This window comes from Vreelandella olivaria, assembly GCF_023507745.1.
In the GTDB taxonomy this organism is placed as follows: Bacteria; Pseudomonadota; Gammaproteobacteria; order Pseudomonadales; family Halomonadaceae; genus Vreelandella; species Vreelandella olivaria_A.
Genome location: NZ_JALPZO010000144.1, coordinates 22586 through 49518 on the forward strand (window position 1 = coordinate 22586; position 26933 = coordinate 49518).

The 26933-nt window shown below is 54.9% G+C and carries 26 protein-coding genes; 6 read left to right on the top strand and 20 right to left on the bottom strand.

From position 1 onward, the window contains the following. Positions 1 to 14: 14 nt before the first annotated feature. From astA to fabV, 6 genes are all read right to left on the bottom strand, one after another. Positions 15 to 1046, bottom strand: coding sequence for an arginine N-succinyltransferase (gene astA, locus HP566_RS17405; RefSeq protein WP_249978581.1), 1032 nt, complete (start codon positions 1044 to 1046; stop codon positions 15 to 17). After that, positions 1046 to 2110 carry an arginine N-succinyltransferase gene (locus HP566_RS17410; protein ID WP_249978582.1) on the bottom strand — a complete coding sequence of 355 codons (1065 nt, stop codon included), beginning with the start codon at positions 2108 to 2110 and terminating at the stop codon, positions 1046 to 1048. The genes astA and HP566_RS17410 overlap by 1 nt, the downstream gene beginning before the upstream one ends. A 35-nt stretch (positions 2111 to 2145) precedes the next feature. After that, on the bottom strand, positions 2146 to 3360 hold the full coding sequence (locus tag HP566_RS17415) for an aspartate aminotransferase family protein (protein WP_249978583.1): 1215 nt from the start codon (positions 3358 to 3360) through the stop codon (positions 2146 to 2148). 181 nt (positions 3361 to 3541) lie between these two features. Beyond that, positions 3542 to 4513 carry a GlxA family transcriptional regulator gene (locus HP566_RS17420; protein WP_249978584.1) on the bottom strand — a complete coding sequence of 324 codons (972 nt, stop codon included), beginning with the start codon at positions 4511 to 4513 and terminating at the stop codon, positions 3542 to 3544. Between the two features lie 179 nt (positions 4514 to 4692). Continuing rightward, the gene (locus HP566_RS17425) at positions 4693 to 4908 is read right to left on the bottom strand and encodes a hypothetical protein (RefSeq protein ID WP_249978585.1); all 216 of its coding nucleotides are present in this window, start codon (positions 4906 to 4908) and stop codon (positions 4693 to 4695) included. A 70-nt stretch (positions 4909 to 4978) separates the two neighbouring features. Then, complete coding sequence (fabV, locus tag HP566_RS17430) at positions 4979 to 6184, bottom strand: enoyl-ACP reductase FabV (protein WP_249978586.1); 1206 nt, start codon at positions 6182 to 6184, stop codon at positions 4979 to 4981. 158 nt (positions 6185 to 6342) lie between these two features. Here fabV and HP566_RS17435 point away from each other — a divergent pair, with 158 nt between their 5' ends. Further along, positions 6343 to 6726 carry a DUF7079 family protein gene (locus HP566_RS17435; protein WP_249978587.1) on the top strand — a complete coding sequence of 128 codons (384 nt, stop codon included), beginning with the start codon at positions 6343 to 6345 and terminating at the stop codon, positions 6724 to 6726. Here the strand turns inward: HP566_RS17435 and HP566_RS17440 are convergent. Beyond that, complete coding sequence (locus tag HP566_RS17440; RefSeq protein ID WP_249978588.1) at positions 6723 to 7217, bottom strand: glutathione peroxidase; 495 nt, start codon at positions 7215 to 7217, stop codon at positions 6723 to 6725. The two genes, HP566_RS17435 and HP566_RS17440, sit on opposite strands and share 4 nt — an antisense overlap. Before the next feature lie 73 nt (positions 7218 to 7290). Further along, on the bottom strand, positions 7291 to 7908 hold the full coding sequence (locus tag HP566_RS17445) for a LysE family translocator (protein ID WP_249978589.1): 618 nt from the start codon (positions 7906 to 7908) through the stop codon (positions 7291 to 7293). A 190-nt stretch (positions 7909 to 8098) separates the two neighbouring features. On the opposite strand from HP566_RS17445, the gene HP566_RS17450 reads away from it, so the two are divergent. Together HP566_RS17450 and HP566_RS17455 are read left to right on the top strand one after the other, a co-directional pair. Then, positions 8099 to 8830, top strand: a complete 732-nt coding sequence (locus HP566_RS17450) for a YebC/PmpR family DNA-binding transcriptional regulator (RefSeq protein WP_249978590.1) — start codon at positions 8099 to 8101, stop codon at positions 8828 to 8830. 237 nt (positions 8831 to 9067) lie between these two features. Next, positions 9068 to 9334 (top strand): hypothetical protein, encoded by a 267-nt coding sequence (locus tag HP566_RS17455; RefSeq protein WP_249978591.1) that lies wholly within the window; start codon positions 9068 to 9070, stop codon positions 9332 to 9334. Positions 9335 to 9396: 62 nt separating this feature from the next. Here HP566_RS17455 and HP566_RS17460 read toward each other — a convergent pair whose 3' ends face one another. The 6 genes from HP566_RS17460 to ybaK form a co-directional block, all read right to left on the bottom strand. Then, the gene (locus HP566_RS17460; RefSeq protein ID WP_249978592.1) at positions 9397 to 10404 is read right to left on the bottom strand and encodes a zinc-dependent alcohol dehydrogenase family protein; all 1008 of its coding nucleotides are present in this window, start codon (positions 10402 to 10404) and stop codon (positions 9397 to 9399) included. Between the two features lie 24 nt (positions 10405 to 10428). Next, a complete protein-coding gene (locus HP566_RS17465) occupies positions 10429 to 12336 on the bottom strand; it encodes an ABC transporter ATP-binding protein (RefSeq protein ID WP_249978593.1) in 1908 nt (635 codons plus the stop codon). A gap of 47 nt (positions 12337 to 12383) precedes the next feature. Beyond that, a complete protein-coding gene (locus tag HP566_RS17470) occupies positions 12384 to 13427 on the bottom strand; it encodes an AbrB family transcriptional regulator (protein WP_249978594.1) in 1044 nt (347 codons plus the stop codon). 132 nt (positions 13428 to 13559) lie between these two features. Beyond that, positions 13560 to 14417 carry a PA4780 family RIO1-like protein kinase gene (locus HP566_RS17475; RefSeq protein ID WP_249978595.1) on the bottom strand — a complete coding sequence of 286 codons (858 nt, stop codon included), beginning with the start codon at positions 14415 to 14417 and terminating at the stop codon, positions 13560 to 13562. Positions 14418 to 14439: 22 nt separating this feature from the next. Further along, positions 14440 to 15837, bottom strand: coding sequence for an ATP-dependent RNA helicase DbpA (gene dbpA, locus HP566_RS17480; protein WP_249978596.1), 1398 nt, complete (start codon positions 15835 to 15837; stop codon positions 14440 to 14442). 127 nt (positions 15838 to 15964) lie between these two features. Continuing rightward, positions 15965 to 16438, bottom strand: coding sequence for a Cys-tRNA(Pro) deacylase (ybaK, locus tag HP566_RS17485; protein ID WP_249978597.1), 474 nt, complete (start codon positions 16436 to 16438; stop codon positions 15965 to 15967). A gap of 157 nt (positions 16439 to 16595) precedes the next feature. Here ybaK and HP566_RS17490 point away from each other — a divergent pair, with 157 nt between their 5' ends. Next, positions 16596 to 16781, top strand: coding sequence for a DUF3008 family protein (locus HP566_RS17490; protein ID WP_249978598.1), 186 nt, complete (start codon positions 16596 to 16598; stop codon positions 16779 to 16781). 57 nt (positions 16782 to 16838) lie between these two features. Here HP566_RS17490 and HP566_RS17495 read toward each other — a convergent pair whose 3' ends face one another. After that, positions 16839 to 17702, bottom strand: coding sequence for a cation diffusion facilitator family transporter (locus tag HP566_RS17495; protein ID WP_249978599.1), 864 nt, complete (start codon positions 17700 to 17702; stop codon positions 16839 to 16841). A gap of 113 nt (positions 17703 to 17815) precedes the next feature. Between HP566_RS17495 and HP566_RS17500 the strand changes: the two genes are divergently transcribed. Both HP566_RS17500 and HP566_RS17505 read left to right on the top strand, forming a co-directional pair. Continuing rightward, complete coding sequence (locus HP566_RS17500) at positions 17816 to 18685, top strand: LysR family transcriptional regulator (protein WP_249978600.1); 870 nt, start codon at positions 17816 to 17818, stop codon at positions 18683 to 18685. A 249-nt stretch (positions 18686 to 18934) separates the two neighbouring features. Then, complete coding sequence (locus HP566_RS17505; RefSeq protein WP_249978601.1) at positions 18935 to 20344, top strand: PhoH family protein; 1410 nt, start codon at positions 18935 to 18937, stop codon at positions 20342 to 20344. An 87-nt stretch (positions 20345 to 20431) separates the two neighbouring features. Here the strand turns inward: HP566_RS17505 and HP566_RS17510 are convergent, their stop codons facing one another. Genes HP566_RS17510 through HP566_RS17530 form a run of 5 tightly spaced genes read right to left on the bottom strand, consistent with a single transcriptional unit; the run spans position 20432 to position 26886 of the window. Further along, on the bottom strand, positions 20432 to 21430 hold the full coding sequence (locus HP566_RS17510) for a YihY/virulence factor BrkB family protein (RefSeq protein ID WP_249978602.1): 999 nt from the start codon (positions 21428 to 21430) through the stop codon (positions 20432 to 20434). Beyond that, positions 21427 to 23199 (bottom strand): complex I subunit 5 family protein, encoded by a 1773-nt coding sequence (locus HP566_RS17515; protein WP_249978603.1) that lies wholly within the window; start codon positions 23197 to 23199, stop codon positions 21427 to 21429. Before HP566_RS17515 ends, HP566_RS17510 begins: the two co-directional genes overlap by 4 nt. Beyond that, the gene (locus HP566_RS17520; RefSeq protein ID WP_249978604.1) at positions 23196 to 24701 is read right to left on the bottom strand and encodes a proton-conducting transporter membrane subunit; all 1506 of its coding nucleotides are present in this window, start codon (positions 24699 to 24701) and stop codon (positions 23196 to 23198) included. The genes HP566_RS17515 and HP566_RS17520 overlap by 4 nt, the downstream gene beginning before the upstream one ends. After that, a complete protein-coding gene (locus HP566_RS17525; protein WP_249978605.1) occupies positions 24698 to 26188 on the bottom strand; it encodes a complex I subunit 5 family protein in 1491 nt (496 codons plus the stop codon). Before HP566_RS17525 ends, HP566_RS17520 begins: the two co-directional genes overlap by 4 nt. Continuing rightward, the gene (locus HP566_RS17530; RefSeq protein WP_249978606.1) at positions 26185 to 26886 is read right to left on the bottom strand and encodes a Na(+)/H(+) antiporter subunit B; all 702 of its coding nucleotides are present in this window, start codon (positions 26884 to 26886) and stop codon (positions 26185 to 26187) included. The genes HP566_RS17525 and HP566_RS17530 overlap by 4 nt, the downstream gene beginning before the upstream one ends. Positions 26887 to 26933: the final 47 nt, after the last annotated feature.

The window sequence follows — 26933 nt, forward strand, 5'->3', positions numbered from 1 at the left end:
GCCAAATGCGGTGTTTAGGTTTCCAGTAAGCGAACTTGGCCACCTGCGGTAACACCCAAGCGGCTTGCTTCCTGCTCGCTAAGTACGATGGTGTTGTCATGGTTGGGCGCACGACCTATCCAACTGGCGGTAAAGCTCTGCATCTCAGTGGAAGCGGCCAGCCAGCGGCTAATGCTCTCCTGGGGGGCACTGGCCGAAACCTCAACCTGACAGAGTTGTGAATTGCGGATGGCCCGAACATCGTCAATATAGGCCTCTACGGTGGGGCCACCGTCGAAAATGTCGATATAGCCTTCCCAGCGCAGCCCCTCCTTTTTAAGCATCTCAAGGGCCGGGCGGGTATGCCGGTGCACCTGCCCGATACAGGCGCGTGCCTCTTCAGCCATAAAGGTGGTGTAGATGGGGAATCTTGGCATCAGCTCGCCAATAAAGCTCTTCTGGCCCAGGCCCGTCAGCCGGTCGGCCTCATTAAAATCCATGGGGAAGAAGTGCTTGCCCAGACTTTCCCAGAAAGGGCTACGATTATGTTCATCAAACACGCCGCGCATTTCCGCCAGCACCTTGTCGGGAAAGCGGTCGCGAAACTGGGCCATAAACAGCCAGCGCGCCTTGGAAAGCAGCGCGCCGTTGCGCAGGTGTTTATTGGCTTCGCCGCGGTATTCAGGACGCAAAAAAAGCGAACACACTTCAGCATCGCCGGTATGGTCGGAGCTTAAGAACAGCGTATCGATGGTACGGTGTAAATCCAGTTGAACAGACGAATGTGCCAGGGTGCCCAACCGGTAGTTATAAAAAGGCACTTCTCGGCCTACCTGCCCCTCAATGGCACAACAGCCTGCCAGTTCTCCATTGGCTTCATCTTCCAGTACAAAGAAGTAGAGCCGGTCATCGACAGGAGAGCGCTCTTCAAAAGCGCGGGTGGCGGCTTCAATTTTCCCGGCCAGAAACTCGCGGTTATCCGGCAGCGAGGTAAACCCCACTCCAGCCTGTTGCGCAAGCGCCTGAAGCCCATCCAAATCATCTCGGGCAATGGGTCGAATGCGCATTACATCTCTCCTTCATCGAGCGCATCTACTGCGCTTGGCAAGGTTAACGGTGCGGCCAGCACCGCTCGGCCCTCTTCTACACCCAAGCGCTCGGCATGCTCCGGTGAAAGCATGAGCTGGCCCGTGGGTGATAGGGCATAGCGGGCCACAATGCAACGAAAATCACCAAGTTTCTGGTTGGCAATCATCGCCGGTTCCGCATCGGGCAGCGCATGTTCAGGCCGTGTGCGTACCGGGTGCCAGGCAGCGCCACGGAACGTTTCCAATCGCTCACGCTCGGCCTTCACGATTGGCCCCGCATCAAAAATATCCACATGCCTTGAGCGTACAAAGCCTTCAGCCAGCATTTCCTGTAATGCCTCTTCATGAGCAGGGTGCTCCCGGCCGATCGACGCCCTGGCCTGAGGCGTCAGCAGCGGCAGATAGAGCGGAAACTGCGGCATCACTTCAGCAATAAAGCTTTTTGAGCGCACACCTGCCGTGTGATTCATCTCCTGGAAACCGCGGGCGAAAAAGTGGCGGCCCACGCTCTCCCAGAAAGGTGATTCGTTCCGGCTATCCAAATAGCCAGGAAATGCCACGGCCAAAATGCGCGAAAAGCGCTCAGGGTACTGAGCGATAAACATCAAACGTGCCCGGCGCAGCAGACTTTCCGCACTGGTGCCTTTATAGCGTGGGTTTAGAGACAACGCACAAAGCAGCGTCGCGTCGGATACCTCATGGGAGAGCGCCAGGGTTTGCACTTCCCGGCGTACATTCAACTGTTGGGAGGCGTGGATCAGAGTTTCCTGGCGGTAGGTGTAATATGCCTCCGCCGCCCCTGCCTGAGCACGAATAGTGGCCGTACCCAGTACTTCGTTGCGGCTGTCATCCGCCAGAACGAACATGTAATGCTCGTTGCCGGGGAACTCTATTTGGCTGTTGAAGGTTTCCTGGGAGCGCAAAATGCGCTCCTCAAGCCGATCACGGTTGGCGGGCAGATTAGTCAGCCTGGGAACCGCATGCTCTGCCAACTGCTCCAGAGCGGGCAGGTCAGCCATTGTTACCGGTCGGATTACCAGCATCCTTAATGCCCCTTCTTGTGTGGCCTGCTGCCTATTCATGCGCTGGCAACAAGCCGCTCGATAGCACGCTCCAGTCGCGCCATGCCTTCAGCAATATCCGCCTCAGGAATCACCAGTGACGGTGCCATACGCAGTACGTTGGGGCCTGCGATCAGTGCCATGACGCCCTCTTCAATGGCCAGTGGCAGAATATCCTTGGCGCGGCCCTCAAAGGCATCTGACATCTGTGCGCCCATCAGCAATCCCATCCCACGGATCTCTTTAAACACGCCATGTTTGCGGTTGATGGTTTCCAAATGCTCACGGAACAGGTCGTGGCGATACTTGACCCCTTCAAGCACCTCGGGGGTATCGATAAACTCCACTGCCGCAAGCGCAACTGCGGATGCCAACGCGTTGCCACCGTAGGTAGAGCCGTGGGTACCAATCGCCAAGGAGGCGGCGATAGCATCGGTCGTTAGCATGGCACCAACCGGGAAACCACCACCCAGGGACTTGGCGCTGGTCAGGATATCCGGGGTAATACCGAAATTTTTATAGGCATAAAGCTCGCCGCTACGACCGACGCCGGTTTGCACTTCATCAAAGATCAGCAGTGCGTTGTGCTCGTCACACAGGTCACGCAGGCCCTGGAGGAACTCCTGGGTCGCGGGTACGATGCCACCTTCCCCCTGCATAGGCTCGACCATAATGGCGCAGGTGTCATCGCCGACCAGCCCACGCACGCTTTCCAGATCGTTGAAGCTGGCATGCAGAATGCCGCCAGGCACCGGGCCAAAACCCTGGGAGTACTTTGGCTGCCCCCCAACACTCACCGTGAAGAAGGTACGACCATGGAAGGACTGATAAAACGAAATGATTTTATCTTTGTGCTCACCGTGGTGGTCTACTGCCCAACGGCGTGCCAGTTTTAGGGCGGCCTCATTCGCTTCACCACCCGAAGAACATAGGAATACCTTGTCGGCGAATGTGCGCTCGGTCAGCGTTTTGGCAAGCTTGAGTGCTGGCTCGTTGGTAAACACATTGGACAGGTGCCATAGCGTTTCACCCTGCTCTTTCAGGGCATTGACCAGTACTGGATGGCAGTGGCCAAGGGAGTTCACCGCAATTCCCCCGGCAAAGTCGATATATTCTCGCCCCTCCTGATCCCACAAGCGGCTACCTTCACCCCTCACAGGAATAATCTGCTGCGGTGAGTAGTTGGGCGTCATGTAGTGATCGAAATCCTGACGGCTTGGGGTGTAACTCATGGGGCAATACCTCCAGTGGGGTAAAGGAATGAAAACAGTATACGAGGGCGAATGGACGCCGTGCTTTCAGTAATGGGACGGTAAATTATGAATAGCGACGCGGGCATCGGCTAGCGCCTGGCCTTAAATAGCCGCCACAGCACTTCCATACCGGGGCAGTGGAAGAGGGGTGGTTGCTACCCTAACCCAAACGCTCTTCCCTTGGTGTCATTCCGAAATGGTGCCGATAGGCAGTTGAAAAGTGCGCGCCCGAAGAGAAGCCGGTGGTAAAGGCAATATCACCCACCGGGCGATCACTCTCTCGTAGCTGCTTACGCGCCTCCTGAAGCCGTAAATCCAGGTAGTAGCGGCTGGGCACTGCCTGGAGGTACTTCTTGAATAACCGCTCTAGCTGTCGGCGGGAAATACCCAAATGTTCGGCCAGTTCCAGTGTGGATAGCGGCTCTTCGATATTCGCCTCCATAAGCGTGACCGCCTCAACCAGGCTTTGCGGAGCGTGCCCCAACCTGTTGCGTAACGGCACATGCTGGCGCTCGTCGGCCATGCGAATACGGTCACACACAAACTGTTCCGACACCTGCTCAGCGAGACGCTGGCCGTGATGTGTGCCAATCAATGTGAGCATCATGTCCATGGCTGCTGTGCCGCCTGCGCAGGTGACTCGATCCCGGTCTATTTCAAATAGCTGTTGGGAGAGCGTTACCTGGGGGTATGCCTGAACAAAAGCATCAAAGCGCTGCCAGGGCAAGGTGGCACGATAGCCCTCCAACAGCCCACAACGGGCGAGCACTTCGGTTCCCCCGGCCAGCCCACCGATGGCCACTCCCCGCCCCTGGTGGCTACGCAGCCACTCATTGAGCTTGGCGGGCAGCGCATAGGGCAACGGTGTGGGGGCACATATCAGTAGCATATCCAGCGGGCCAAGTGGTGCGCCTAATGCATGCTGGGCCAGCAGTGAAAGCTGCGCGCTACTGCGTACAGGCTCTTCGTTCAGGCTCAGGGTCACCGTGTGGTACAGCATTTGTCCACTGAGCTGATTGGCCATTTGCAGCGGCTCAATTGCACTGGCGTGAGCCAATAGAGAGAACCCTGGCAGCAGCAAAAAGGCCACCCGCCGTCGGCTGGGAGGAGGCATTAATGTGCTTGAAGGCATAGTAAATCATTGTGCTGCATGGAGACCGCCATCGGCTTGAAAACGTCTGGGTAAAACTGCCATCTTACCCAATTGTTCCCATGAAGGCAGCGCCTTAACCATACAGGCAAAAACCTGGCGCATGAATGCAAATTGCCGGGCACAAGGCCCGGCAATCAGGTAATACGCCAAGGGTTCTGTCAGCCACCGCTGTTGCCAACGCCAAATATCAGAAACCCGGCCACGATGACCCCAAGAATGATAATGACCACCGGCAATAGCTTATGCATTCCGCTGGCTGGCTTTTTGGCTTCAGGCTGGCGCTGTGGCTCAGCTTCGTCAAAATCCTCCGGTATACGCTGGTTTAAAACGTGCTCTTTCTCTTCTTCCCGAGTTTTACTTTCCCTGGTATCCATAAACACCTCCTGGTAATCCGGTACAAAGGATGAATACAGCAGCTTCTCACTGGCGCAACCGCATCACCACTTATAAGTTAATGACATCAAACTCAACGTCAGGGTTCACATCTGCATCGTAATCCACGTCGTCGCGCTCAAAGCCAAACAACTTTAGAAACTCATGCTTATAACCAGCATAGTCGGTAATTTCGAATAAGTTATCTGTAGTGACCTCCGACCACAGGTCCTGGCAGGCATTTTGAACGTCTTCCCGCAGTTCCCAGTCGTCCAGACGCAGGCGCCCCTGCTCATCTGTAACCATGCCATCGCCCTGCCCGGCATAAAGCCGTTCGCCGAAAAGCCGGTTGAGCTGATCAATCGTCCCCTCATGCAGGCCCTGCTCCTTCATGATGCGGTATACCATGGCGATATATAGCGGCATGACGGGAATAGCGGCACTCGCCTGGGTGACAACCGACTTGAGCACGGCCACGTTGGCGCCACCACCTGTTTCTTTCAGTTTGGCATCAATTGCGGCGGCGGCACGGTCCAGATCTTCCTTGGCTTTGCCGAGCGCACCATGCCAGTAGATGGGCCAGGTGATTTCAGTCCCAATATAGCTGAACGCAACACTGCGGGCCCCTTTGGCCAGCACTCCCGCCTGATCCAGAGCATCCATCCACAGTTCCCAGTCCTCCCCACCCATCACAGTGATAGTGTCTTCTATCTCTTGCTGGGTGGCAGGTTCAACTTCCGCTTCGATGATGACATCTTTATTGGTGTCAATCGCTGTGGCACGGTAGGTTTCCCCGATGGGCTTCAGACTGGAACGCTTTACTTCACCGCTATCCGGTAGTTTACGCACAGGAGAAGCCAGGGAGTAAATCACCAGATCGACTTCACCCATGTCCTGTTTAATCAACTCGATGGCCTTTTCCCTGGCTTCATGGGAAAACGCATCGCCATTAATGGACTTGCTGTAAAGCCCTTCCCGTTTGGCAAACCTGTCGAACGCAGCGCTGTTATACCAGCCAGCCGTACCCGTTTTTTTCTCACTGCCGGGTTTTTCAAAAAACACACCCAAGGTATCAGCACCGTAGCCAAAGGCAGCCGTAATGCGGGCCGCAAGGCCATAGCCACTGGATGCACCAATCACCAGTACCTTTTTAGGGCCCGCACTTTTATCCAAACCACGGGCACGAGTCGCTTCGATCTGTTCGAGAACGTTCTGCTCGCAGCCCTTGGGATGAGTCGTGGTGCAGATAAAACCGCGTACTTTAGGTTTAATGATCACGTCAGACCTCTTGATCGGATTGATTTCATTATCAGCATGGCGATGCCATTCGCTAGTGGGGGTATTCTAGCCGTATGGACGCACGCTGTCCGCCCTTGAGCTTATCCGTTATTCGCGGCAGGATAGCCGCATGCCCATTACTTACCGGCGAGATCCCCATGAATGCACAGCAGCTAGTCGATGAGCGTGGTGAACTGTGGCTAGCCCTGGCACCACTGTGGCTTGACCACGAGCCAACGGAGCGCGACTACGTCCGCATGATTAATGTCATTGAGCAGCACGAGATGTCGCTACATGAGCTTGAGTGGATGTTCCGTCTGGAGCTGGCGCCCGTGATGGCCCGCCATCAGCTCTCAATTGCGAGCGAATGGCGTAAATTCAACGATTACAAGCTAATGCAACAGTTGGTTAACCACAATCTGCGACTGAAAGGCTGGCGACGTAAAAGCTGGGCACTGTTCTCGGGGCTAACCACCATGATGGTGCGCCACCGCTGGGTAGAGTTGATGAACCGACTGATGGTAGCCCGCGGTGAACACTAGCCTTCGTACTCCTTATCAAGAGCAGTGTCCAACGCTATGCGTAGTGGTACACCATGGTCTCTAGGGCCAAAGCGCGCGATTACGCGGCCATCGCGGCCAACCAAAAACTTGGTGAAATTCCACTTGATCGTCTTGGTACCCATGACACCGGGTGCTTCACGCTTAAGCAGTACAAATAGTGGATGCGCATTGCGACCGTTAACGTATACCTTTTCCATCAGCGGAAAGCTCACGCCATACTGTTGTTCACCAAAAGCACAAAATGCCTCAGCGCTCTCCGGCGACTGTCGACCAAACTGGTTACAGGGGAAGCCCAGCACCGTGAAGCCTCTGTCGCGGTAGCGCGTGTATAAGCCTTCCAGCTCTTTTAATTGTGGTGTAAAGCCACACTGGCTCGCCACGTTAACCACCAGTAATACCTGCCCACGCAATGCGCGTAAATTGAACGGCTTGCCTTGGTGGGTATAGCAATCTTGATCATAAATCGTCATCGCAAGACCCCTACATGCCTTAGCTCGCTTATTATCACCATGCCATGGCATAGGCGGTTGCACCAGAGGCTAACTAACTGATTGGCCCCACAACCACCCTTAGCGCCAATGCAATAAGCAGCCCACCTGTGATTCGGTTAACCCAATGGGCGTGGCGTTGTAGCCACGGCAGTACCCTTGAGTGGGAAAGCCCCAGGGCAACCAATACATACCAGCCACCATCAATCACCATCGCCGTTGCGACAATAACGGCTTTAGCCAGGACACTCATCTCCGGCGTAACAAACTGACTTAATAGCGCCACAAAGAAGATGATCAGCTTGGGGTTGCCCAACGCCACCAATACTGCTTCTTTGGCTGCCTGACGGGTGGTGGTCGCCACTGAGCTGTGAGCAAGCACGCCACCTTGCCCTGCCCGTAGTGCCTGAATACCCAACCATGCCAAATAAGCAGCACCTAGCCATGTGATAACCTGAAACAATTGTGGATGACGAGCAATCAATGCTCCCAGACCCCACACTGTTAACAACGCGTAAAACCCCACTCCAAGGGCGTGAAATACCGCAGCGGTTATGCCCGGCAGCCGCCCTCCCCCAAGGGTATGGCGTAGCACCAGGGCCAGGCTTGGCCCCGGCGACATGGCGCCCATAGCACAGATCGCGGCTAGCGAAAGCCAGAGTGACAACGGCATGCTTCTCTCCATGTACATTAGGCATAAAATAGCGGCTCCATTATACGCCAGTTGCACCGCCATCAAGGGAATAAATACTGCCCCTTAAATAACACTGTTAGCATGGTACGCTGTTGGGTAAAATTTTCCCTTTTCTGATGAAGATGACGCCTGCCATGCAGGCGATTCATGGTTAATAAAGGACTTCAACATGGGTAGGGCGTTTCAAAACCGTAAGGAATCCATGGCCAAAACGGCCGCTGCAAAAACCAAGGTGTACAGCAAATACGGGCGTGAGATTTACGTCTGTGCGAAGGCAGGCGGCACGGACCCTAACGGTAACCTTGCACTACGCGGTTTGATGGAGCGTGCAAAAAAAGACCAAGTGCCTTCACATGTTATTGAGAAGGCACTGGATAAGGCCAGCGGCGCTGGCGGCGAAGATTTTTCTCCTGCACGTTATGAAGGCTTTGGTCCCGGTAATGCCATGGTCATCGTTGACTGCCTGACCGACAACCCCAACCGCACCTTTGGCGATGTGCGCGGCTGCTTTACCAAAACCAAAAGTAAGCTCGGCACACCGGGCAGTGTCAGCCATATGTTCGACCATTGCGCCATTTTCTCGTTTGCAGGCAGTGATGAAGAAGCCGTGCTGGAAGCGCTGATGGAAGCGGATGTAGATGTTACCGACATTGAGCAGGAAGAGGGGCGTATCACTGTATTTGCCCCTCACACCGACTATGCCAAAGCCAAGCAGGCACTGCTGGATGCCGTCGGTGAAGTTGATTTTGAAGTGGACGAAATCCAGTTCCTGCCTCAAACCACCACACCGATCGAAGGCGATGACGTGGCAATGTTTGAAAAACTGCTTGGTATGCTGAATGAACTGGACGATGTCCAGAACGTGTTCCATAGCGCGGAACTACCCGAAGAAAGCGAATAAACGCCTGCTACACTGGCTCCCGCCACCCACACCATGGTCGTCAGCCTACTGCTGACGGCCATAAAGGCTATACTGCGAAAACGCCTCATCCGCACCGCCAATACCCAATTTTAAGTCACTAACAAAAAGTAAAGTCGGGCAAGCCTGGATTAGCGGCAAGAACTTAACGTCTAAACTACGGTCGTTATTAATAGGTTTCCCAACGATAGTGGGTTTGTAACTCTACAGGAGGCGATGATGAGCGTTGTCCATGTAAGCGAGGAAGAGCTGCACGCAAAGTTGGAGAAGTGCATTGCTGGCGAGCGACTGCTTATTGACCATGACGGTAACCGTTTCAGCGCACGTATTCAGCATGTAGGCCTAACCGGTGTCAAGGTAATTCCAGAAACACTGATTAAGAACAGCACTGGAGACCCAGGTGATATTAATGGTGTTACTGTTCCCTATGAGGATATCTGGGAGCTTGAGGTAAAAGGGGTGGTATATAGTCGGCTTGCAGAGTGACAGCAGGATAGAGACCTACCAATGCCCGACCCAAGGGCCGGGCATTTTCTGCCAGCGGCGTATCAGAACGTCAGGCATATCTTGCCAAAGTGTTTGCCCGCCTCCTGATGCCGAAACGCATCGCCAATCTCGGTTAAAGCAAATTCGCGGTCGATGACTGGCCGCATTCCCGACGCCTCAATGGCACGAACCATCTCCAGCTGGTGACGACGGCTACCGACAATTAGCCCCTGTAACCTGGCCTGTTTGGCCATTAATTTAGCAGTGGGAATATCACCTTCGCTCCCGGTGAGCACACCAATTAACGAGATATGCCCGGCAATTTTCACCGCCTCAATGGATTGCGGTAACGTGCCAGGGCCACCGACTTCCACAACATGGTCAACCCCTGCGCCGTTGGTTAACGCCTTCACTGCCTTACCCCAGTCGGGTGTCTCTTTGTAGTTGATGGTATGTTCGGCCCCTAGCTCGCGTAAGCGGGCCAGTTTTTCGTTAGAGGAGGACGTCGCAATCACCCTGGCCCCCATCATTCTGGCGAACTGCAGTGCAAAGATGGAAACACCACCAGTGCCCAGCACCAGCACCGTGTCCCCTGCTTTGAGCCCACCATCAACCACTAAGGCGCGCCAGGCGGTCAAGCCTGCGGTGGTCAGTGTGGCGGCCTCTGCGTGGCTGTATCCCTTGGGCTGATGGGTGAACCAGTTGGTAGGGCGGATCACCTGTTCACGGGCATAACCATCCACTCCATCTCCAGGTGTGGTAGTAAAATCCCCCACCCTTGCAGGGCCTTCCAGCCAACCGGGAAAGAAGGTGGATACCACAGCGTCGCCTACCACGAACTCGTCAACGCCCTCGCCTACGGCTTCAACCACACCAGCACCATCCGACATGGGAATACGGCCATCCCCGGTGGGGATCATACCCGCCACTACGGCGTAGTCATGAAAGTTAAGCGAGTTTGCATGCAGGCGTACTTTAATTTCCCCAGGGCCGGGCTCCCCTGGTGCATCCAGTGTCACCACATCCAGTTTATCCAAACCGCCGGGCTGCCGGAGTTGAATCGCTTGCATCGCTACCTCCTGTCAAAGGGTATTCTACTGTGAGGTGGGGGCGTCATTATGTAGATCAAGGTCTTCCAGATCATGCGCCAGGAAACCACCCGACTGCCGCTGCCAAAGGCTGGCATAAATACCATTTTTTGCCAGTAGTTCCGAATGGGTTCCGCTTTCGACAATGTGACCTTCATCCACCACAATCAGTCGATCCAGCATGGCGATAGTGGAAAGTCGATGGGCGATCGCAATCACGGTTTTGCCTTCCATTAAGGCGTCCAACTGCTCTTGAATGGCAGCCTCCACTTCGGAATCCAACGCTGAAGTAGCTTCATCCAAGACCAGAATGGGCGCGTTCTTAAGCAGCACACGGGCAATGGCAATTCGCTGGCGCTGCCCACCGGATAGCTTGACCCCCCGCTCACCCACATGGGCATCCAGACCGCGACGCCCTTTAGGGTCCACCAAATCATTGATAAATGTATCGGCATGGGCACGACATACCGCCTGCCATACATCCTCATCACTGGCATGTGGGCTACCGTAACGGATGTTATCCCTCAACGAACGGTGCAAGAGAGAGGTGTCCTGGGTCACCATGCCAATTTGATGGCGTAACGAGGTTTGCGTCACCTCGGCAATATTCTGGCCATCGATCAGAATGCGTCCACCCTGCAGGTCGTAAAAGCGCAAAAGCAGATTAGCAAGGGTGGATTTACCTGCCCCTGAACGCCCAATCAGACCAATTTTCTCACCAGGATGAATGGTCAGACTCAGCCCATCAAACACTGTCTTCTGCTCACCTTTGGCCTGGGCATAATGAAAACGCAGCGCATCAAACACGATTTCGCCATTGGTTACCTGGAGTGGTTTCGCGTTGGGGAGGTCTTTCACCATCGGTTCCTGCGCAATGGTATTCATACCATCCTGAACGGTACCAATATTTTCAAACAGCCCGGCCACTTCCCATAAAATCCAGTCAGACATAAAGCGGATACGCATGACCAGTGCGATGGCAATTGCCAACACACCCAACGAAATGGCATCAAAATACCAGGCACTGATCGCCATTCCTGCAGTGCCGATCAGTAGCAACGTATTCAGCAGGGTCAGACAGACGCTCATGATGGTGACCAGGCGCATCTGGCGATGTACAGTGATCAGGAACCCCTCCATTGCATCCTTGGCATAGCGCTGTTCCCGCTCGGTATCAGCAAACAGCTTGATGGTCTGAATATTGCTGTAACTATCCACCACGCGCCCGGTCATCCGGGCGCGAGCGTCGGCCTGCGCCATAGAGACATCACGCAGACGCGGGACGAAATAACGCATGATCCCCAAATAACCGACCAACCAGAGGCCCAGAGGCAATAGCAACCATGGGTCAGCACGCCCCAGCAGGATGGCCGCCCCGGTAAAGTACACAATGGCGTAGACCAGAAGATCCATTACCTTGGTGACAGTCTCACGAATCGCCAGTGCTGTTTGCATCACTTTTTGAGACACACGCCCAGCAAACTCGTCCTGATAAAATGCCAGGCTTTGGCTGAGCATATGGCGGTGTGACAGCCAGCGGCCAATCATCGGATAGTTGCCAAAAATACTCTGGTGGGTCACCAGTGACTGCGCCAGCACCAATACCGGCAGACCAACAATGGCCAGCAGGGCAACCCCGGCAAGCCATAAGCCGTTTTCAGACCAAAAGCCTGCCCGTTCAACATGGCCCAACCAGTCCACCAGATCGCCCATATAGCTGAAGAACACGACCTCAGCAGCGGAGACCAGGGCGGTAAACAGCGACATCAGCACAAGCAGAGGCCATATCGGTCTTGAGAAGTGCCAGATAAACGGCAGGAGACCCTGGGGCGGTGTGGTGACCTCTCCTTCAGGATAGGGGTACACACGACCCTCAAAGTAACGGAATAACGGCTGCAACACACGTAAAAGCATGGAAAGTCCTTGCGTTAGCTTTTATCGACGGCATGGCTGATGAACAATCAGGAAGAGGGTTGGCGTCGCAACAACCAGCGCGCCCAAAATGGGGCAAACACCATTAGCGTCACCATACGGAGCAGATGATGAAAAGCGACGAAGACAGGGTCAATATTAAGCGCTACTGCCAGAATGGCCATTTCGCCGATCCCACCGGGGGCGAGTGCCAATAACGCGACATCACGCCCAACGCCTAACGATTGATGAATTAACTCAGCGAATAGGGCGAGTACGATCAATGCCAATAGCGTAGCCACGCCAGATTGCCACATATAGCGCCCCAGCAAACGTCTCGTTATGCCTTTAAAGCGAGAACCAATAGCACTACCCAACACCCACAGCATGATATTCATTCCCCACCCTGGCAACGTGAGGCTTGCAAGATCAAACCCTGATAACAGAGCCGCCATAATAAGCGGCGCAAGTAGCGCCGAGCTGGGGATACGCAGCCACCTGCCAAGGGGCAACAATAGCGGGATAGTGAGCAGCATCCAGCCGTGTTCCAGACCGGACTGTACCGGACCAGCCGCCCCACTTCCTCCGTTATAGGCCCAGAAGAGTGGTGGCAGGAAAAGGATAACCAGAATAATGCGCAGCGATTGCGCAACGGCAATACGCTGGGGGTCACCGCCACATTTATCGCCCAGCATAATCATTGCGGTCATGGCACCAGGGGCGGCCCCAAACCAGGCACTCACTGGATCAAAGCCGCACCGACGGTACCAGGCTGATGCCACGGCCGTTGAGGCAGCCACTCCCAGCAGCAACAACACTGCAGATACCGGCCAGTCCAATACACGTTGAGCAAGCTGCGGTGTCACCTGGCTACCCAATACCAGGCCCATTACCGCTAGAAAGATATTGCGCAGCGGCTCTGGCACATCAACGTTGATACCTCGAGCCGACACCAGCAGGTTAGCGATCAGCGGACCAAGCATCCAAGCCAGGGGTAGACCAGTGAGCTGGAACAGCATGCCGCCGACTGCGCCTACGGCTAACGATGTCACCAAGCCCTTTGCGGTCCCCGCACTGATCTGAATGTCCTTCACGCTATCTCCCCAACGCCCAAGATCATACCCCTATCGCAATCATTAACCTGCTAAGCGAACCATTAGCTTACCACTACTGCGCTAATTTGGGGCATCCAGTGAACGGGGAGCATCTTCAACCCAGTCTCACTATTACTCCTCATCATCGTCATCACGCAGTCGCGCTTGACGCTCGGCCTCTTCCTCTTTGGCATCGTCAATAACTTCCATCAGTTCATCAACGTTAGCGATGTGGCTATCAAGCTCAAAATGCCCCGTCAGCTTACTGTCGGGATGCAGCTCCCCCGCCTCATACAATGCCCACATCTCTTTACCGTAATGGGTGTTCAGCAGCTCAGGGGCAAAACGGCCAAAGTAGCTGCGCATATTGTTTACATCGCGCTCCAGCATTGCAGCAGCACTATTGTTACCGGCCGCATCAACTGCTTGGGGCAGATCGATAATTACAGGGCCATCGGCGTCTACCAACACGTTGAATTCTGATAAATCGCCATGGATCAAACCTGCACAAAGCATGCGCACCACATCCTGAATCACCTTGGCGTGGTAACGCAGTGCCTGCTCCTGGGTGAGCGTTACATCATCCAGACGCGGAGCCACATCACCGTCCGCATCGGTAATCATCTCCATAAGCAGTACGCCATCCACAAAACCGTAGGGTTTGGGTACCCGAACCTCAGCGGCAGCCAGACGGTACAAGGCATCCACCTCAGCGGAGAGCCACGCCTGTTCCTGCTCTTTCTGGCCATAGCGGGTCTTTTTAGCCATTGCCCTGGCGCGGCGACTATTGCGCTCTTTGCGTCCTTCCTGATACTGGACGGCCTGTTTAAAACTACGTTGTTTGGCCTCTTTGAATACTTTGGCACAGCGAGTGTCGTCACCACAGCGCACCACATATACCTGCGCTTCCTTGCCACTCATCAACTGCATCAGCACCTCATCGATCAGGCCATCATCGACCAGGGGCTGTAATCGTTTGGGTGTTTTCATAGCTTGCCGCGATGACTCCTACTTAATGGCGAATCCGGCGCACGCGGAAAGCGCGCCCTTTTAATTTATCTCGTTCCAGCTTCGACTGGGCTTTTTGAACAGCGCTACGCTCTACCGCCACATAGGCACTACGGGCCAGTACTTTAATTTTACCTACCTGCTCCCCGCGCAACCCACCTTCACTGGTGAGTGCACCAAGAATATCCCCAGGGCGCAGTTTATCCTTTTTACCACCCGCCAGTTGCAGAGTGGCCATTGGGGGCTCAAACGGTTCGGCGTTCTGGGTATTGGGCAGAGGCTCGGTTGCCAGCGTTTCTCCCAACAGCTCAGCCAAACGCTCCAAACGGTAGGCTTCCTGTGGCGTTACCAGGGTACAGGCAATACCGCTGGCCCCGGCTCGCCCGGTACGACCGACCCGGTGTACGTGCACCTCCAGCTCACGGGCAATTTGATAATTAAATACAGCATCCAACCGGGCAATATCCAACCCACGGGCAGCCACATCGGTGGCGACCAAAATCGAGGCGCTTTGATTAGCAAACAGGATCAGCAGCCGGTCACGGTCTTTTTGCTCCAAATCACCGTGTAACGCCAGCGCACTGAAACCTGCCCCGACCAAACCATCCGCCACCGTTTGAGTTTCCCGCTTGGTGTTACAGAACACCACACTGGTCGTCGGCCGGTTAGCCAGCAACAGCTGCTTTAGCGCAGCAAACCGGGTGTCTTCGTTAGCCACATGATAGAAGCGCTGGTCGATAGTGGTAGCGTCGTGTACATCCGCGACCTTAACCGTAACAGGGTCGCGCATCACACCACGCGTCATGGCTGCCAGACCACCAGATGCCTCTTCATCTGGAAACGTAGCGCTAAACAGCAGCGTTTGGCGATCAGCTGGCGTCTCCGCAATGATCGTGTCAATTGAAACCTGGAAGCCCATATCCAGCATGCGATCCGCTTCATCCAACACCAGCGCACTTAATGAGCCTAGCGTCAGTGAGCCTTTACGCAGATGCTCCTCAAGCCGCCCGGGTGTACCTACCACAATATGTGCGCCATGCTCCAGGGAGGCCAGTTGTGGCCCAAATGGCGCTCCCCCGCACAGGGTCAGCACTTTCACATTGGGCATACCACGGGCCAGCCGCCGCAACTCTTCCGCCACCTGATCGGCCAGTTCCCTGGTCGGGCACAGCACAAGCCCCTGCACAGCAAAAGCATCAATGCGCAAATCAGCCAGCAGCGCCAGACCAAACGCCGCCGTTTTGCCTGAGCCTGTTTTGGCCTGAGCCAGCACATCACGCCCGGCCAGCATTGGAGGCAGGCTTTGCGCCTGTACCGGCGTCATTTCGTGATAACCAAGCGAGTCTAGATTGATCAGCAGCGCAGGGGGGAGCGCCAGGGAAGCAAAAGCGGTGTCAGACACAGAAAATTCCTGAAGGGGCCATAGTGCCCGGTAAACCTATAATGTAATGCACCATACCAGAAAGTGCTCCCCCCTGCTGCGCTGCTTGGGTTTACACAAGATTGAGACTATTAGCGAATGGACGTGATTAAGACGCATGTGCCAATGCAGCAAAGCGGCCCTGGCTTAGCGATGCCAAATCACCTGGCGAAAGCTCAATCTCAAGACCCCGGCGGCCAGCGCTAACAAATATTGTTGAAAATGGCTGTGCTGATGCATCAATAAAGGTGGGCAGGCGTTTTTTTTGTCCTAGCGGGCTTACCCCACCCAATACATAGCCTGTCGTACGTTCAACCTCGTCCGGTACAGCCATAGCCGCCTTCTTTGCTCCCGCCGCTTTCGCTATCTGCTTTAATCCCAACTGGCAGTTTACCGGCACAATTCCGACTGCGAGCTGCCTGCTGTCCAGCTTTACCACCAGGGTTTTAAACACGCGCTCAGCCGCGACGCCCAGCTTTTCAGCAGCCTCCAACCCATAGGACTGCACAGCAGTATCATGGTGATACTCATGAATTTTAAATGCAACGCCTGCATGTTTTGCACTGTTAATCGCTGGTGTCATGATGCTCTCTTCGTTATTGGCATGGGCACAACCATGCATGTTTCCTCAACCAGGTAATAGCGCGAGTTGGAAAAAGAAGTCAACTGGTAAGCGCCTGCTCTGCTGCTAGGCTTAGAAAGGAGCAGGTTCGACAGGAAGCAACAGACAGGAGTCTTATATGAAAGCCACCTCCAAGGCACAGCAGAAAGCCGCCGGTGCTGCACTGTCCGCTAAACGCGGCGATACCAGGCCCAGCGAACTGGTCGGTGCCTCTAAGCAGATGTACAACACGATGAGTGAAGAGGAGCTGGAGGACATGGCGGGCACCAAACGCAAGGGTAAACCGCAAAAGAAAGAAACGTAAGCGCCCCATTGCGGGCCATCAACACAACGTTAACGCCCGCATCAATACCGTTAAACCTCAGGTCACCAGCGTAATACTGGTTACCGGGCGTAAATTACGCAGTTTACAGTGCCGCTCCACACTCTCAACGATCTCTTTGGCATCGTCTATTTGCTGCTTATCCAGTTGGATATCGACCATTAAGAAACTGCCTACCTGTGCTAACCGTACATTGCCATTGGCAATATCAAAATCCGCCACTTCCTGTACCACGTCCTGGCGCACACTACCCAGAGGTTCACCAAACATCAGCTCCCTTAATGCACCACGTACCATGCATATCGGAATAGGCAGGAAGTAGCCAACGATGATAAGGACCATCACGGGGTCAGCAAAGCGTGCATAACTTGCCCAGGGCGTTAACGTCAGCCCCCAGGTCAGCGCAAAACCCAGCATGACCGCCACACTCAGCCAGGTATCCATTTGCCACTGGCGCAGCTCAGCCGCCAGCAATGATGAACGGGCAATGCGTGCGTAGCGGCTCAGCCACCACCATGAAAGTAAACAGCCAGTGACATTAACAACGCCGAATATCAGCGCAAGGTCCAGTGTTACCAGTCGCCCACCCTGCCAAAGACTCCATAACGCGGAGGCCAATGAGAACAGACACACTGACGCAATCACTACTCCTTTGAGCAGGACGGCAAGAGGTTCAACCGTTAACCGGCCAAAAGGGTAACGGTCATCCGCTGGCTTGCGGGCCTGCTGAAGGGCAAACAGCGAAAGTGATGCCAGCACTAAACTTAATAGCGAATAGCCACTATCAAATAGAATCGTTATTGAACCGCTGGCAACACCAAGCGCAAGCCCGGTAAATGCAAACAGGCTGGCAGAAACAGCAGAAAATCTGAGCGCACGGCGCTCGGCAACAAAGGGGGACACGCTTGTTACTCCGTAGGAATTAGTAAAACGTGCGCCAGCATAGTGAGTAACCTACTATTTAACCAATCGCTCAGCGCTAATTTTTTTGGCACTCAAAAAAGAGGGATGACGCCATGCGTGCAGAACAGGTTCAGGCGTTTATTGACGTGACCGAGCACGGTTCATTCGCCGCTGCCGCCCGCCATACCGGCATAAAGCGCAGTACGTTAAGTGCCGCGGTAAATGCGCTGGAAGATAACCTGGGAGTAGCGCTGTTTGAGCGTTCCGGCAATAGCCTGACACTTACTGCAGTAGGTGAAAGCGTATTGCCAGACTGTTATCGTTTACTGACCAGCGCCAGCCGGATCAATAAACATTGCCAGCAGCATATACAGGGTGTGGAAAGCCAGCTGTGTATTGCAAGAGACGACGCCTTGCCTGAAGCCTTCTGGCGGCAGGTAATGCATGACTTGAAGCAACGCTATCCGCTAACCGCCATCTCGGTTTATCTCCTGCCGCCCCAGGAGCATCCCCAGTTTGTACTCCGCCAAACCGTCGATATCGCCTTTGGGCTATACACCGCTGAGGGAACGGCCGTGAACGCCACTAACCTTGCCCCGGTGGGCATGTGCCTGGTAGCCGCTCCAACGCACCCGCTCAGCCGCCTGCCCAATGTCACCCGGGATGATCTGGCCCAATATACCCAGGTCTGTTTAACCTACGACCAGGGCGACAAACTGGTCAGTGAAGCGCTGTTTTCGACGAATTATCTGGGGCTAACCATGTTTGAAGTGATCCGCGATGCAACGATTAACGGTACCGGCTGGGCACTTGTGCCCCACCCCCTGGTTAAACAGGCACTGGAAGCCGACCAGCTGTGTGCGCTGAACCACGATCTCGCACTGGACAGCCACTACTACCGTTATGTAGAGGGCGAAAGCCTCGGTGTTGTGGCCACGGCACTGCTGACCCGTGTGGCCCGCTTTTTAGGCACTACCCGCTAGGCTTCATGCTGTCAACAATGCCCCACACCCCATACTGCGCTCCTTCAATGGCATTAATATTGACTTGCATGAAATTAACTGCGTTGAAACATTACAGTGGAAAAAAACGCCAATGCCCTCCACGCTATTAAAAAGTGCTACATAAGGAGTTTGGGGACACGCTAGAGAACCGGCACAAGGCAGTGTCATCTATGCGTAAAGAGCTTCTGCCAGTGTCGATGTTGCCGTCAACCAAGGAGCATTTCCACGATGGTAAGACTCGAGAAGAAAGCGACCAGGCTATATGTCCTGGACACTAACGTCCTTATTCATGATCCCACAGCGCTCTACCATTTTGATGAGCACGACGTGGTTATCCCCATGACGGTACTTGAGGAGCTGGACAAGCATAAAAACGGTATTCGTGAAATCGCTCGCACGGCGCGGCAGATCAGTCGCACACTTTCTGACCTGACCAGTCAGGTCACCTTTAATGAGATTCAGCAGGGGATTCCCATCCCTCGCATCAGTGGTGAATCCGGTCGTTTACGTTTTCTGTGCTATAACGACCTAAAACCACTCGACTCCCTGGACGACAGCCCGGACAACCGCATCCTGGCCGAAACCTGCCGGTTGCGCGATGAGCGTCCCGATGCCTCCGTTATCCTGATTACCAAGGATATCAACCTAAGGGTGAAAGCCGCAGCGCTGAAAGTGCCGGTAGAGGACTATCTTAACGACCGTGCTTTCTCCGATAGCGATGCGATGATAGAAGGCGCCCAGGTATATGCGGCGGCAGGCCAGGATGGCGCCTCCTTATGGGAAACCCTGAACGTTGAAGTAACCGTTGAGCGGGTAGGGCACCAAACCTTCTATCAGCTAAGTGGCCGTATGCCCCGCCAATGGCATGTGGGCATGCTGGTGTCCGACAGTGAAAATGGCGCCGAATTTGAAGCCATTGTACGTGAACTCTCTGCCTCTTCCGCTCGGCTGCAATTGCTGACTAATTATCGCCACCATGCAGGCGTATGGGGTGTGCACGCCCACGACAGTCGCCAGAACTTCACCCTCAACCTGTTGATGGACCCTGAGATTGATCTGGTCACCATTGCCGGTAACGCGGGCACCGGTAAAACCTTTATGACGCTGGCGGCCGCTTTTCAACAAACGCTGGATAGCAAACACTTTGAACGCATCGTCTTTACACGCGCCCCTATTCCCATGGGGGAGGATATTGGCTTTCTACCCGGCACCGAAGAGGAAAAAATGTCGCCTTGGATGGGGGCTTTCCACGACAATATGGATAACCTTTTACGCAATGAGGAGGGTGAATCCAGCTGGGATAACGGCGCCACAAGGCAGTTAATTGGCTCACGGGTACAAATTCGTTCACCCAGCTTTATGCGCGGGCGGACCTTGAACGATACATTCCTGATTATTGATGAGGCCCAGAACTTCACCCCCAAACAGCTTAAGTCGCTGGTCACCAGGGCTGGCCGCAATACCAAAATCGTCTGTTTAGGCAACGTGGGACAAATAGACACTCCTTACCTTACCGCCAATACCTGTGGCATGGCAGCGGTCGTAGAGCGCTTTAGAAACTGGCCCCACGCAGGACATATTACGCTGAAAAGTGTTGAGCGTTCGCGTTTGGCACTGGCTGCCGAAGAGCTGTTATAACCCTTTTTCGTTAACTACATACAACGTCGCCAGCCTGGTTCGGGCTGGCGACGTTTTGGGTTGGGTTTGACGATGCATACGGCCCTGTTAGTGATCCTTCCAGGGATTTTTAACGCCGACGGTGTCAGCAGCAAATGCCTTACGCTCACCGAGTGGCCGCGGCTCACCAATCGTCGTGTCGTTACAGGTTTGGCGCTCCATTTCACAATTGACTTCCGCACCAAACAGCACCACAAACGCCGATAGCCAAAACCACAGCATTAACGCCACGACCGCCCCAAGCGACCCATATATCTCACTGAAAGTGGAAAAATAGCGCACATAGAGCGATAAGCCCCCCGACCCCAGTAGCCACATGGCGGTGGCAAGCAGCGTACCGTAACTTAACCACTGCCACTTTGCTGAACGGCGGTAAGGTGCAAACCGGTATAACAGCGCAATCAGGGCACTCATCATAACCAGCAGCGCCGGCCAACGTAGCCACTGCAGCACTTTATCCAGCGGTGGGTCCACCGCCAGTATATCCACCACCATCGGCACCACCGCGATGACCCCCAAAGACACCAGCGTCACCATAATCAGCCCCAGCGTTAAACCGACAAGTAGTGCGCCACGCTTCACTGCAGGGCGTTTCTCGTTTTCACCGTATACCACGTTGAGCCCCATGACTAACGCGGACACGCCCTTGGAGGCGATATACATTGCCGTCAACAACCCCGCCAGCGCGGCCATCACGTTACCGGCCTGGGCGCTCTCAACAAAGTCTTGAGTCTGCTGGTCAATAAGGTTTGCCGCATCCGGAGGCATAAAGCGACTGAGTTCATGCAGCTGACGCCCCGCTTCCATAGGGTCAAACAGCAATCCCCAGAGAGAAATAACCGCCGCAATAGTAGGAAATAACGCCAGCAGCGCATAAAAGGCCACGCTCGCGGCATAGATCGTAATGCGGTCCCGGCGAGCTGCCCGCCATACCCGCCAGACGATGTCGTACCAGCCCAGACGGGGAATATCATTAGGGGCGGTTGCGTGGCGCCCCCGGTGTTGCTTCGGCTCATGCTGTTCCTGTCGGGCATCCTGTCGAGTCATCTCAAGCCCTCCCACATCAGTAACAGTGCCAGTGCAACAGCAAACGCCATCATTAAACCGCCACTATGGTGGCGCATCCAGCCCTCGGCGGATAAGAACCGAGTCAACCACGCCATCACAATACGCTCACCTCCCAGAGAAGCCTCAATGCATGCCGTCTTTACTCCATGACACCTGTACGCGACCCAATGTGACAGACTCACAAGCCTGATGGCAAATGGACTATACAGCCACCACAAATCACCCGATGGAGGCGCAGCAGCCCTCACATTACGCACTAAGTAAACACTCATTGCCACCAGCATCACGCCTGCGGGGAATGGCCATATAACACCCAGCCACTCCTTGAGTGGTAGCGGTGCAATGCTGCCCTCAGGAAGCGGTAGCCAGACAGGCGTCATCAGCGCGGCAATCAGTGCGACCAACCATGCCCCCCATTGAAATCGATGGCTACCGCCCTGCTGGCGTTGCTGCCATTGGCGCCACAGGCACACACTCACCAGCGCTGCCGTACCTATCGCCGCCCAGGTCAGTAGCATAATCAGACGTTCATGATGCATGTCATACAGTGCGCTTTTGACCCCCCACTTGCTCACCATGCCCGCCGCCAATGCGCCGGTTAGCGATACTCCAGGCAAGGCAAGTAAGCAAAACAGGAATGGCTGTGGCCAACGGGGCATATGTTCACTGACACTGGTGCCCATAAACAGAGCGCCTTTGGCCAGGGCATGGTGGGCGGCAAACAGCACCACACCCGGTAATAGCAAAGGCCAAACGTCAGGTGCGGCCAACCCCATGGCGACCAGTGCAGTTAACATCCCCATCTGACTGATACTGGAATATGCCAACACCGCCTTGGGATGGCGTTGCCAAACACCATAAAGTGCTGCGCCAAACGCTGCCGCCAGACCCGCCAGCAGCATAATGTTGCCCAACTGCATCAATGCGGGTGATAACCCTTCAACGCCCAGTGGCAGAACGTTAACCCACCCCAGTAACCCTGCTTTAATCATGGCCCCGCTAAGTACCGCACTGGCAGGGGCTGGTGCCACAGGGTGGGCCAGCGGCAACCAGACATGCAAACCAATAACGCCCGCTTTCACACCAAACCCAAGCCACAGCAACAGTGCCATGGCGGCTCCCTGCTCCGCCTCAGCAATACCCTCACGCATGCCCTCAAGGGAAAGGGTTTGCGCCGCACCGGCAGCCCACAGCAGACCACCCAGGATCATCCCTTCGCCGATCACAGCCAGAATCAAATACGCTTTCGCTCCCAGCCGCGCCTGTTCACTGCCGCTGTGTACTACCAAGCCATAGGCAGCGAATGTCATTAAAGCAAAACCCAGATAAAAACTGGCAATATCCTGGGCAATGACCAACAGGAGATTACCTAAAAAAGTAAGCGGCCATAGCAGCGCCAAACGCACCAGACGCTGCTCAGTCTCATCATCACCCGCTTGAGCCTTATCCTGCTCGGCGGCAAAGTATCCCCGCGCATGTACTGCCGCCAAGGTCCACAGTAAGGCCGTAAATGCCAACCATGGGCGGCTCAGCGCATTCAACTCCCAATACCCTCCCAGCATCCAGGCATCTATCACCCACTGGGCTTCGCCCCCATACGCCAGCAGCAGCGCAGGCCAAGACGCAGACAGCCATAGCAGAGTAAAGTACCTGCGAGTAACTACAGGCGTTCGATAAGCCTGCCAAACCACGTTAGCAGCGACACATAGCGGCCAAATCAAAGCCACCCACAGGAGTAAGCTCATCATGGCAAATACTCCCCGACGGCCACTCGTGCAGCCCAATCCAATGGGCTAAATGGCAACCCAGCCAGTAGCCCCGCCCCCAAACTGATTAAGGCAGTAAATACCGCTGGCCATAACAACCAACCATGGGTTTCCAACCGCCCAAGACACTGCTCCTTTGGCCACTCGCCCTGGCCATGTGCCGGCCCGGGACGAAACCACAGGCGGTGCACAATAGGCAGGAAGTACATCGCGTTTAAGGTACTGCTGGCCACGAGTACCGCCACGACCCAGTACATTCCCCCCTGGATGGCGCCAATCCCCAGGTACCACTTGGTGATAAACCCAGCAATCGGCGGTAACCCGATCATGCCAAACGCCCCCACGGTAAATGCCAGGCTGGTTAACGGCATACGTTTGCCAGCACCGTTCATCTCATCAATGCGATGAATACCCAACTCTTCGGCATAATTCCCTGCGCAAAAGAACAGCGTCACCTTCATTAACCCCTGATGCAGCAGGTGGGCAAGCGCCCCTATCGTGCCAAAAGGACCAAACAGGCTCACCCCCAGAACGACGTAAGAAACCTGGCTGATCGTGGAATATGCCAAACGGGGCTTTAGCTCCTGCTGTGCGATAGCCCGCACTGAGCCGTAGATAATGGTGATGGACGCGGCGATGGCCAGTGCTGTAGTTACCCCAAGCTCAACGCTAAGTTCAATGCCATAAAGATCATAAATAATACGTAGAATGCCAAAAGCCCCCGCCTTCACGACAGCAACCGCATGTAGCAGCGCACTCACCGGCGCAGGAGCAACCATGGCTCTGGGTAACCAGCCATGCAGAGGTACCATGGCCGCCTTAACCGCCAACCCACCCACTAACAGTGCAAATATCAGCGTCAATAACCCACGGTGGTCGTTTAAATAGTGAGCAAGCCCACGCTCCGACGCAAATGAGTGGTCACCGGTTAAGCTGTAAAGCATCACCACACCCAGTAACAACACTACCCCTGCCGTCAGCGTATAGCGCAAATAGACCCGGCCAGCCGCCAGTGCCTTGGCCGTGCCCGAATGCACCACCAAGGGATATGTGGAAAGCGTCAACATTTCGTAGAAAATCAGGAAGGTAAACAGGTTGCCGGCCAAAGCGATCCCCAGGGTACTGGCGACGCATAAGCTGAAAAAACCAAAAAAGCGTTTGCGATTGGCGGCCCCCTCCAAATAGCCAATGGCGTATATCGTGGTGCATAACCATAGCAGCGACGATAAGCCAGCAAACATAACCCCCAGCGCATCAGCTCTCAGCACAAAATCAATACCGCCAATAATCTGGAAGCTGAAGGTATCCTGATACCCTTCCGAAACACGCCCTATCATCAGTGTGACGAGAATAATCTTGCTGACCGCAGCCACTAAGTTGATGCTGGTTCTCAGCCGTCGTGCTTCCTCCGGTAAGATAAAAATCGCCACTGCTGCCAAAAGAGAGGTTGCCAGTGTTGTAAGCGGTAACCATGCCGCATTCATACGACACCTCCATGCAACAACGACAGCGGCAAATGCGCCAGTAAGCCGAGGCCAAAAGCGGCCAGCGCTAAACAGAGCGCAATTAAATCCATACCAGGAGCAAGTGGCTGATAGTGATGGCGTGGTGCCTGTTCATCAAAGGAGTAACGGAAGACACGAAACACATAGGCTGCCGTCAACAGCGTCCCAACCAGCAGTGCTGCCACAGCTACCCACTGCTGGGTCATCACCATCGCTTGCAGAAGCAGCCACTTCGCCGTAAAGCCCGCGCTAGGCGGCAATCCCATTAGCGTGACGGAAGCAATACCAAAGATCAGCAGGGACAGCGGCAAGCGGCGGCTTGACCCTGCAAGCCCTTTCAGGGAGCTTTCGCCAGTGGCGAGAATCAGATTACCAGCCGCCATAAACATTGCAGCCTTAGCCAGCGCATGCCCTATCAGTTGAAGCCAAAACCCCTGCCAGGCCAACGCCTGGGGTAACGGCGCGATATCCGGCCCCAACAGCAGAGGAAATACCACCATCAGATAGCCAAGCTGTGCAACGGTGGAAGAGGCCACTAAGGTTTTAAGCGAGTTTGCCCGCCATGCCACCAGCCCGCCCCAAACAATCGCCAGCATGCCCAGCCATGCCACCAATTGTGGCGCAAAAGACGTGCCAGGGAGCAGAATGCTCCATAACATGACCAGAATGAATAACGAGGCTTTAATCACCAGCGCCGCATGCAGTGCGCTGACGGGGGTCCAGGCACTTTCATGCACTGGTGTCAGCCAGCCATGTAGGGGGAACAGGGCAGCCTTTAGTGCCAGACCAGCCCCCATCAATGCTGCCGCCACCCAGGCGACCGGCCCTGGCTCGACCACGTCAGCCAGCGTCTGCAAATCAAGCTGCCCCCAGTAACCGAGCACCAGGGCCACGCCAAGCAGGTAAGCCAGTGACCCGACCAGTGTTAATAGGAGGTAGCGCATCCCAGCCACCAGCGCCGCTGGTTTGCCCGACAGTAACAGCATACCTACCGCTGCCAACCCCATTAATTCCAGAGCGGCATAAAGCGTTAGCAGATCAGCCGCCACCCAAATCAGTGAGAGCGCACTTATCAATACGCCCATTAACGGCCACAGCCAGCGGGACAGCTTGCCTGGATTGGTCAAACGCAAATGACCAGGTGTGTACAACGCAGCGGCAGCGCCCACCCACTGGGTGACTAACAGCATGAGAATGCCAAGGCCATTCAAGCGTAGCGAAATCGTGACGCCTGCCACCTGCCACTGCCAACGCAACAAGCCTGCCTGTTGATAATCAATTAACAGCAGACCACCGGCCAATAGAATAGGTAGGCATGCCAACGCAACCGGGAGCACCCGCCGAGTTGAAAACAGCGCGCCCAGCAGGCCAAATAGAATAGGTAACACTAACGTAGCCGCTAACGCCCAGTGGGTCAGCCAAAGTGGCTCGAATGTTGCGTTGAGCAGGCCAAACCGCCATATCATTGACTCTGCCCCCTAACGCCATCGTCAGGCCTGGGGGATGCATCATGGTCAAACATAAGAAGATAGCGAATCAGCAATGCCCCTAATAAAGAGCCCAACCAGGCAATCGACAATCCGACGCTGATCAGTGCCTGCGCCCCTTCTACCGTGCCTGCCATACCCGCCAGTAGCAGAAAAACGCTGGAGCCAAGGATATTAAATGCCAGTAACCGCCGCAGCAGATGGCGATGAAATGCAAACGCCCCCATGGCGGTTGCCGCAATAACAATTGATGCCAGTACCAGGGGGTGTTCAGTAGGTGAGTACACCATTTCTGGCATAACGTAGCGGATGGCCCCCCCCATCATTAAGCACCAGGCCAGCGCCAGCAATACCCGCGTAACCCCATGGGAGCACGAGTCGCGTGAATAATCATAGTAATTCATTGCATCTATATTATACGCGGGATAAGTGGTGCCAGGAGAAAAAACCCCAAGGGCATAAAAAAAGCATGCCCCTGTAAACACGACACCCAGCACCACTTCAACTAACGCCAGCCAGGGAGCCCCCAGCAGTAACCATGCCAGCGCCATAAAGAGAGCAAACACCACAAACAGGCAGCTAGCCCGCAACAAGTGGCGATCAAACAGGCAGACAAGCGCTGCTGCCCCCAGGCAGAGTGCCACCACCCCTTCTAATAAAACAAAGGAAGCTATCATGCGCCTTCGCTAATACCTTGCATCGGCTACGGAAGTGATTACTTTGC

What these genes read in the sequence shown, in the direction of transcription:
- astA (WP_249978581.1), bottom strand. Translation starts at nt 1,046, where the DNA reads ATGCGCATTCGACCCATTGCCCGAGATGATTTGGATGGGCTTCAGGCG.
- HP566_RS17410 (WP_249978582.1), bottom strand. Translation starts at nt 2,110, where the DNA reads ATGCTGGTAATCCGACCGGTAACAATGGCTGACCTGCCCGCTCTGGAG.
- HP566_RS17415 (WP_249978583.1), bottom strand. Translation starts at nt 3,360, where the DNA reads ATGAGTTACACCCCAAGCCGTCAGGATTTCGATCACTACATGACGCCC.
- HP566_RS17420 (WP_249978584.1), bottom strand. Translation starts at nt 4,513, where the DNA reads ATGCCTTCAAGCACATTAATGCCTCCTCCCAGCCGACGGCGGGTGGCC.
- HP566_RS17425 (WP_249978585.1), bottom strand. Translation starts at nt 4,908, where the DNA reads ATGGATACCAGGGAAAGTAAAACTCGGGAAGAAGAGAAAGAGCACGTT.
- HP566_RS17435 (WP_249978587.1), top strand. Translation starts at nt 6,343, where the DNA reads ATGAATGCACAGCAGCTAGTCGATGAGCGTGGTGAACTGTGGCTAGCC.
- HP566_RS17440 (WP_249978588.1), bottom strand. Translation starts at nt 7,217, where the DNA reads ATGACGATTTATGATCAAGATTGCTATACCCACCAAGGCAAGCCGTTC.
- HP566_RS17445 (WP_249978589.1), bottom strand. Translation starts at nt 7,908, where the DNA reads ATGCCGTTGTCACTCTGGCTTTCGCTAGCCGCGATCTGTGCTATGGGC.
- HP566_RS17450 (WP_249978590.1), top strand. Translation starts at nt 8,099, where the DNA reads ATGGGTAGGGCGTTTCAAAACCGTAAGGAATCCATGGCCAAAACGGCC.
- HP566_RS17455 (WP_249978591.1), top strand. Translation starts at nt 9,068, where the DNA reads ATGAGCGTTGTCCATGTAAGCGAGGAAGAGCTGCACGCAAAGTTGGAG.
- HP566_RS17460 (WP_249978592.1), bottom strand. Translation starts at nt 10,404, where the DNA reads ATGCAAGCGATTCAACTCCGGCAGCCCGGCGGTTTGGATAAACTGGAT.
- HP566_RS17465 (WP_249978593.1), bottom strand. Translation starts at nt 12,336, where the DNA reads ATGCTTTTACGTGTGTTGCAGCCGTTATTCCGTTACTTTGAGGGTCGT.
- HP566_RS17475 (WP_249978595.1), bottom strand. Translation starts at nt 14,417, where the DNA reads ATGAAAACACCCAAACGATTACAGCCCCTGGTCGATGATGGCCTGATC.
- ybaK (WP_249978597.1), bottom strand. Translation starts at nt 16,438, where the DNA reads ATGACACCAGCGATTAACAGTGCAAAACATGCAGGCGTTGCATTTAAA.
- HP566_RS17490 (WP_249978598.1), top strand. Translation starts at nt 16,596, where the DNA reads ATGAAAGCCACCTCCAAGGCACAGCAGAAAGCCGCCGGTGCTGCACTG.
- HP566_RS17500 (WP_249978600.1), top strand. Translation starts at nt 17,816, where the DNA reads ATGCGTGCAGAACAGGTTCAGGCGTTTATTGACGTGACCGAGCACGGT.
- HP566_RS17505 (WP_249978601.1), top strand. Translation starts at nt 18,935, where the DNA reads ATGGTAAGACTCGAGAAGAAAGCGACCAGGCTATATGTCCTGGACACT.
- HP566_RS17510 (WP_249978602.1), bottom strand. Translation starts at nt 21,430, where the DNA reads ATGACTCGACAGGATGCCCGACAGGAACAGCATGAGCCGAAGCAACAC.
- HP566_RS17515 (WP_249978603.1), bottom strand. Translation starts at nt 23,199, where the DNA reads ATGATGAGCTTACTCCTGTGGGTGGCTTTGATTTGGCCGCTATGTGTC.
- HP566_RS17520 (WP_249978604.1), bottom strand. Translation starts at nt 24,701, where the DNA reads ATGAATGCGGCATGGTTACCGCTTACAACACTGGCAACCTCTCTTTTG.
- HP566_RS17525 (WP_249978605.1), bottom strand. Translation starts at nt 26,188, where the DNA reads ATGATATGGCGGTTTGGCCTGCTCAACGCAACATTCGAGCCACTTTGG.
- HP566_RS17530 (WP_249978606.1), bottom strand. Translation starts at nt 26,886, where the DNA reads ATGATAGCTTCCTTTGTTTTATTAGAAGGGGTGGTGGCACTCTGCCTG.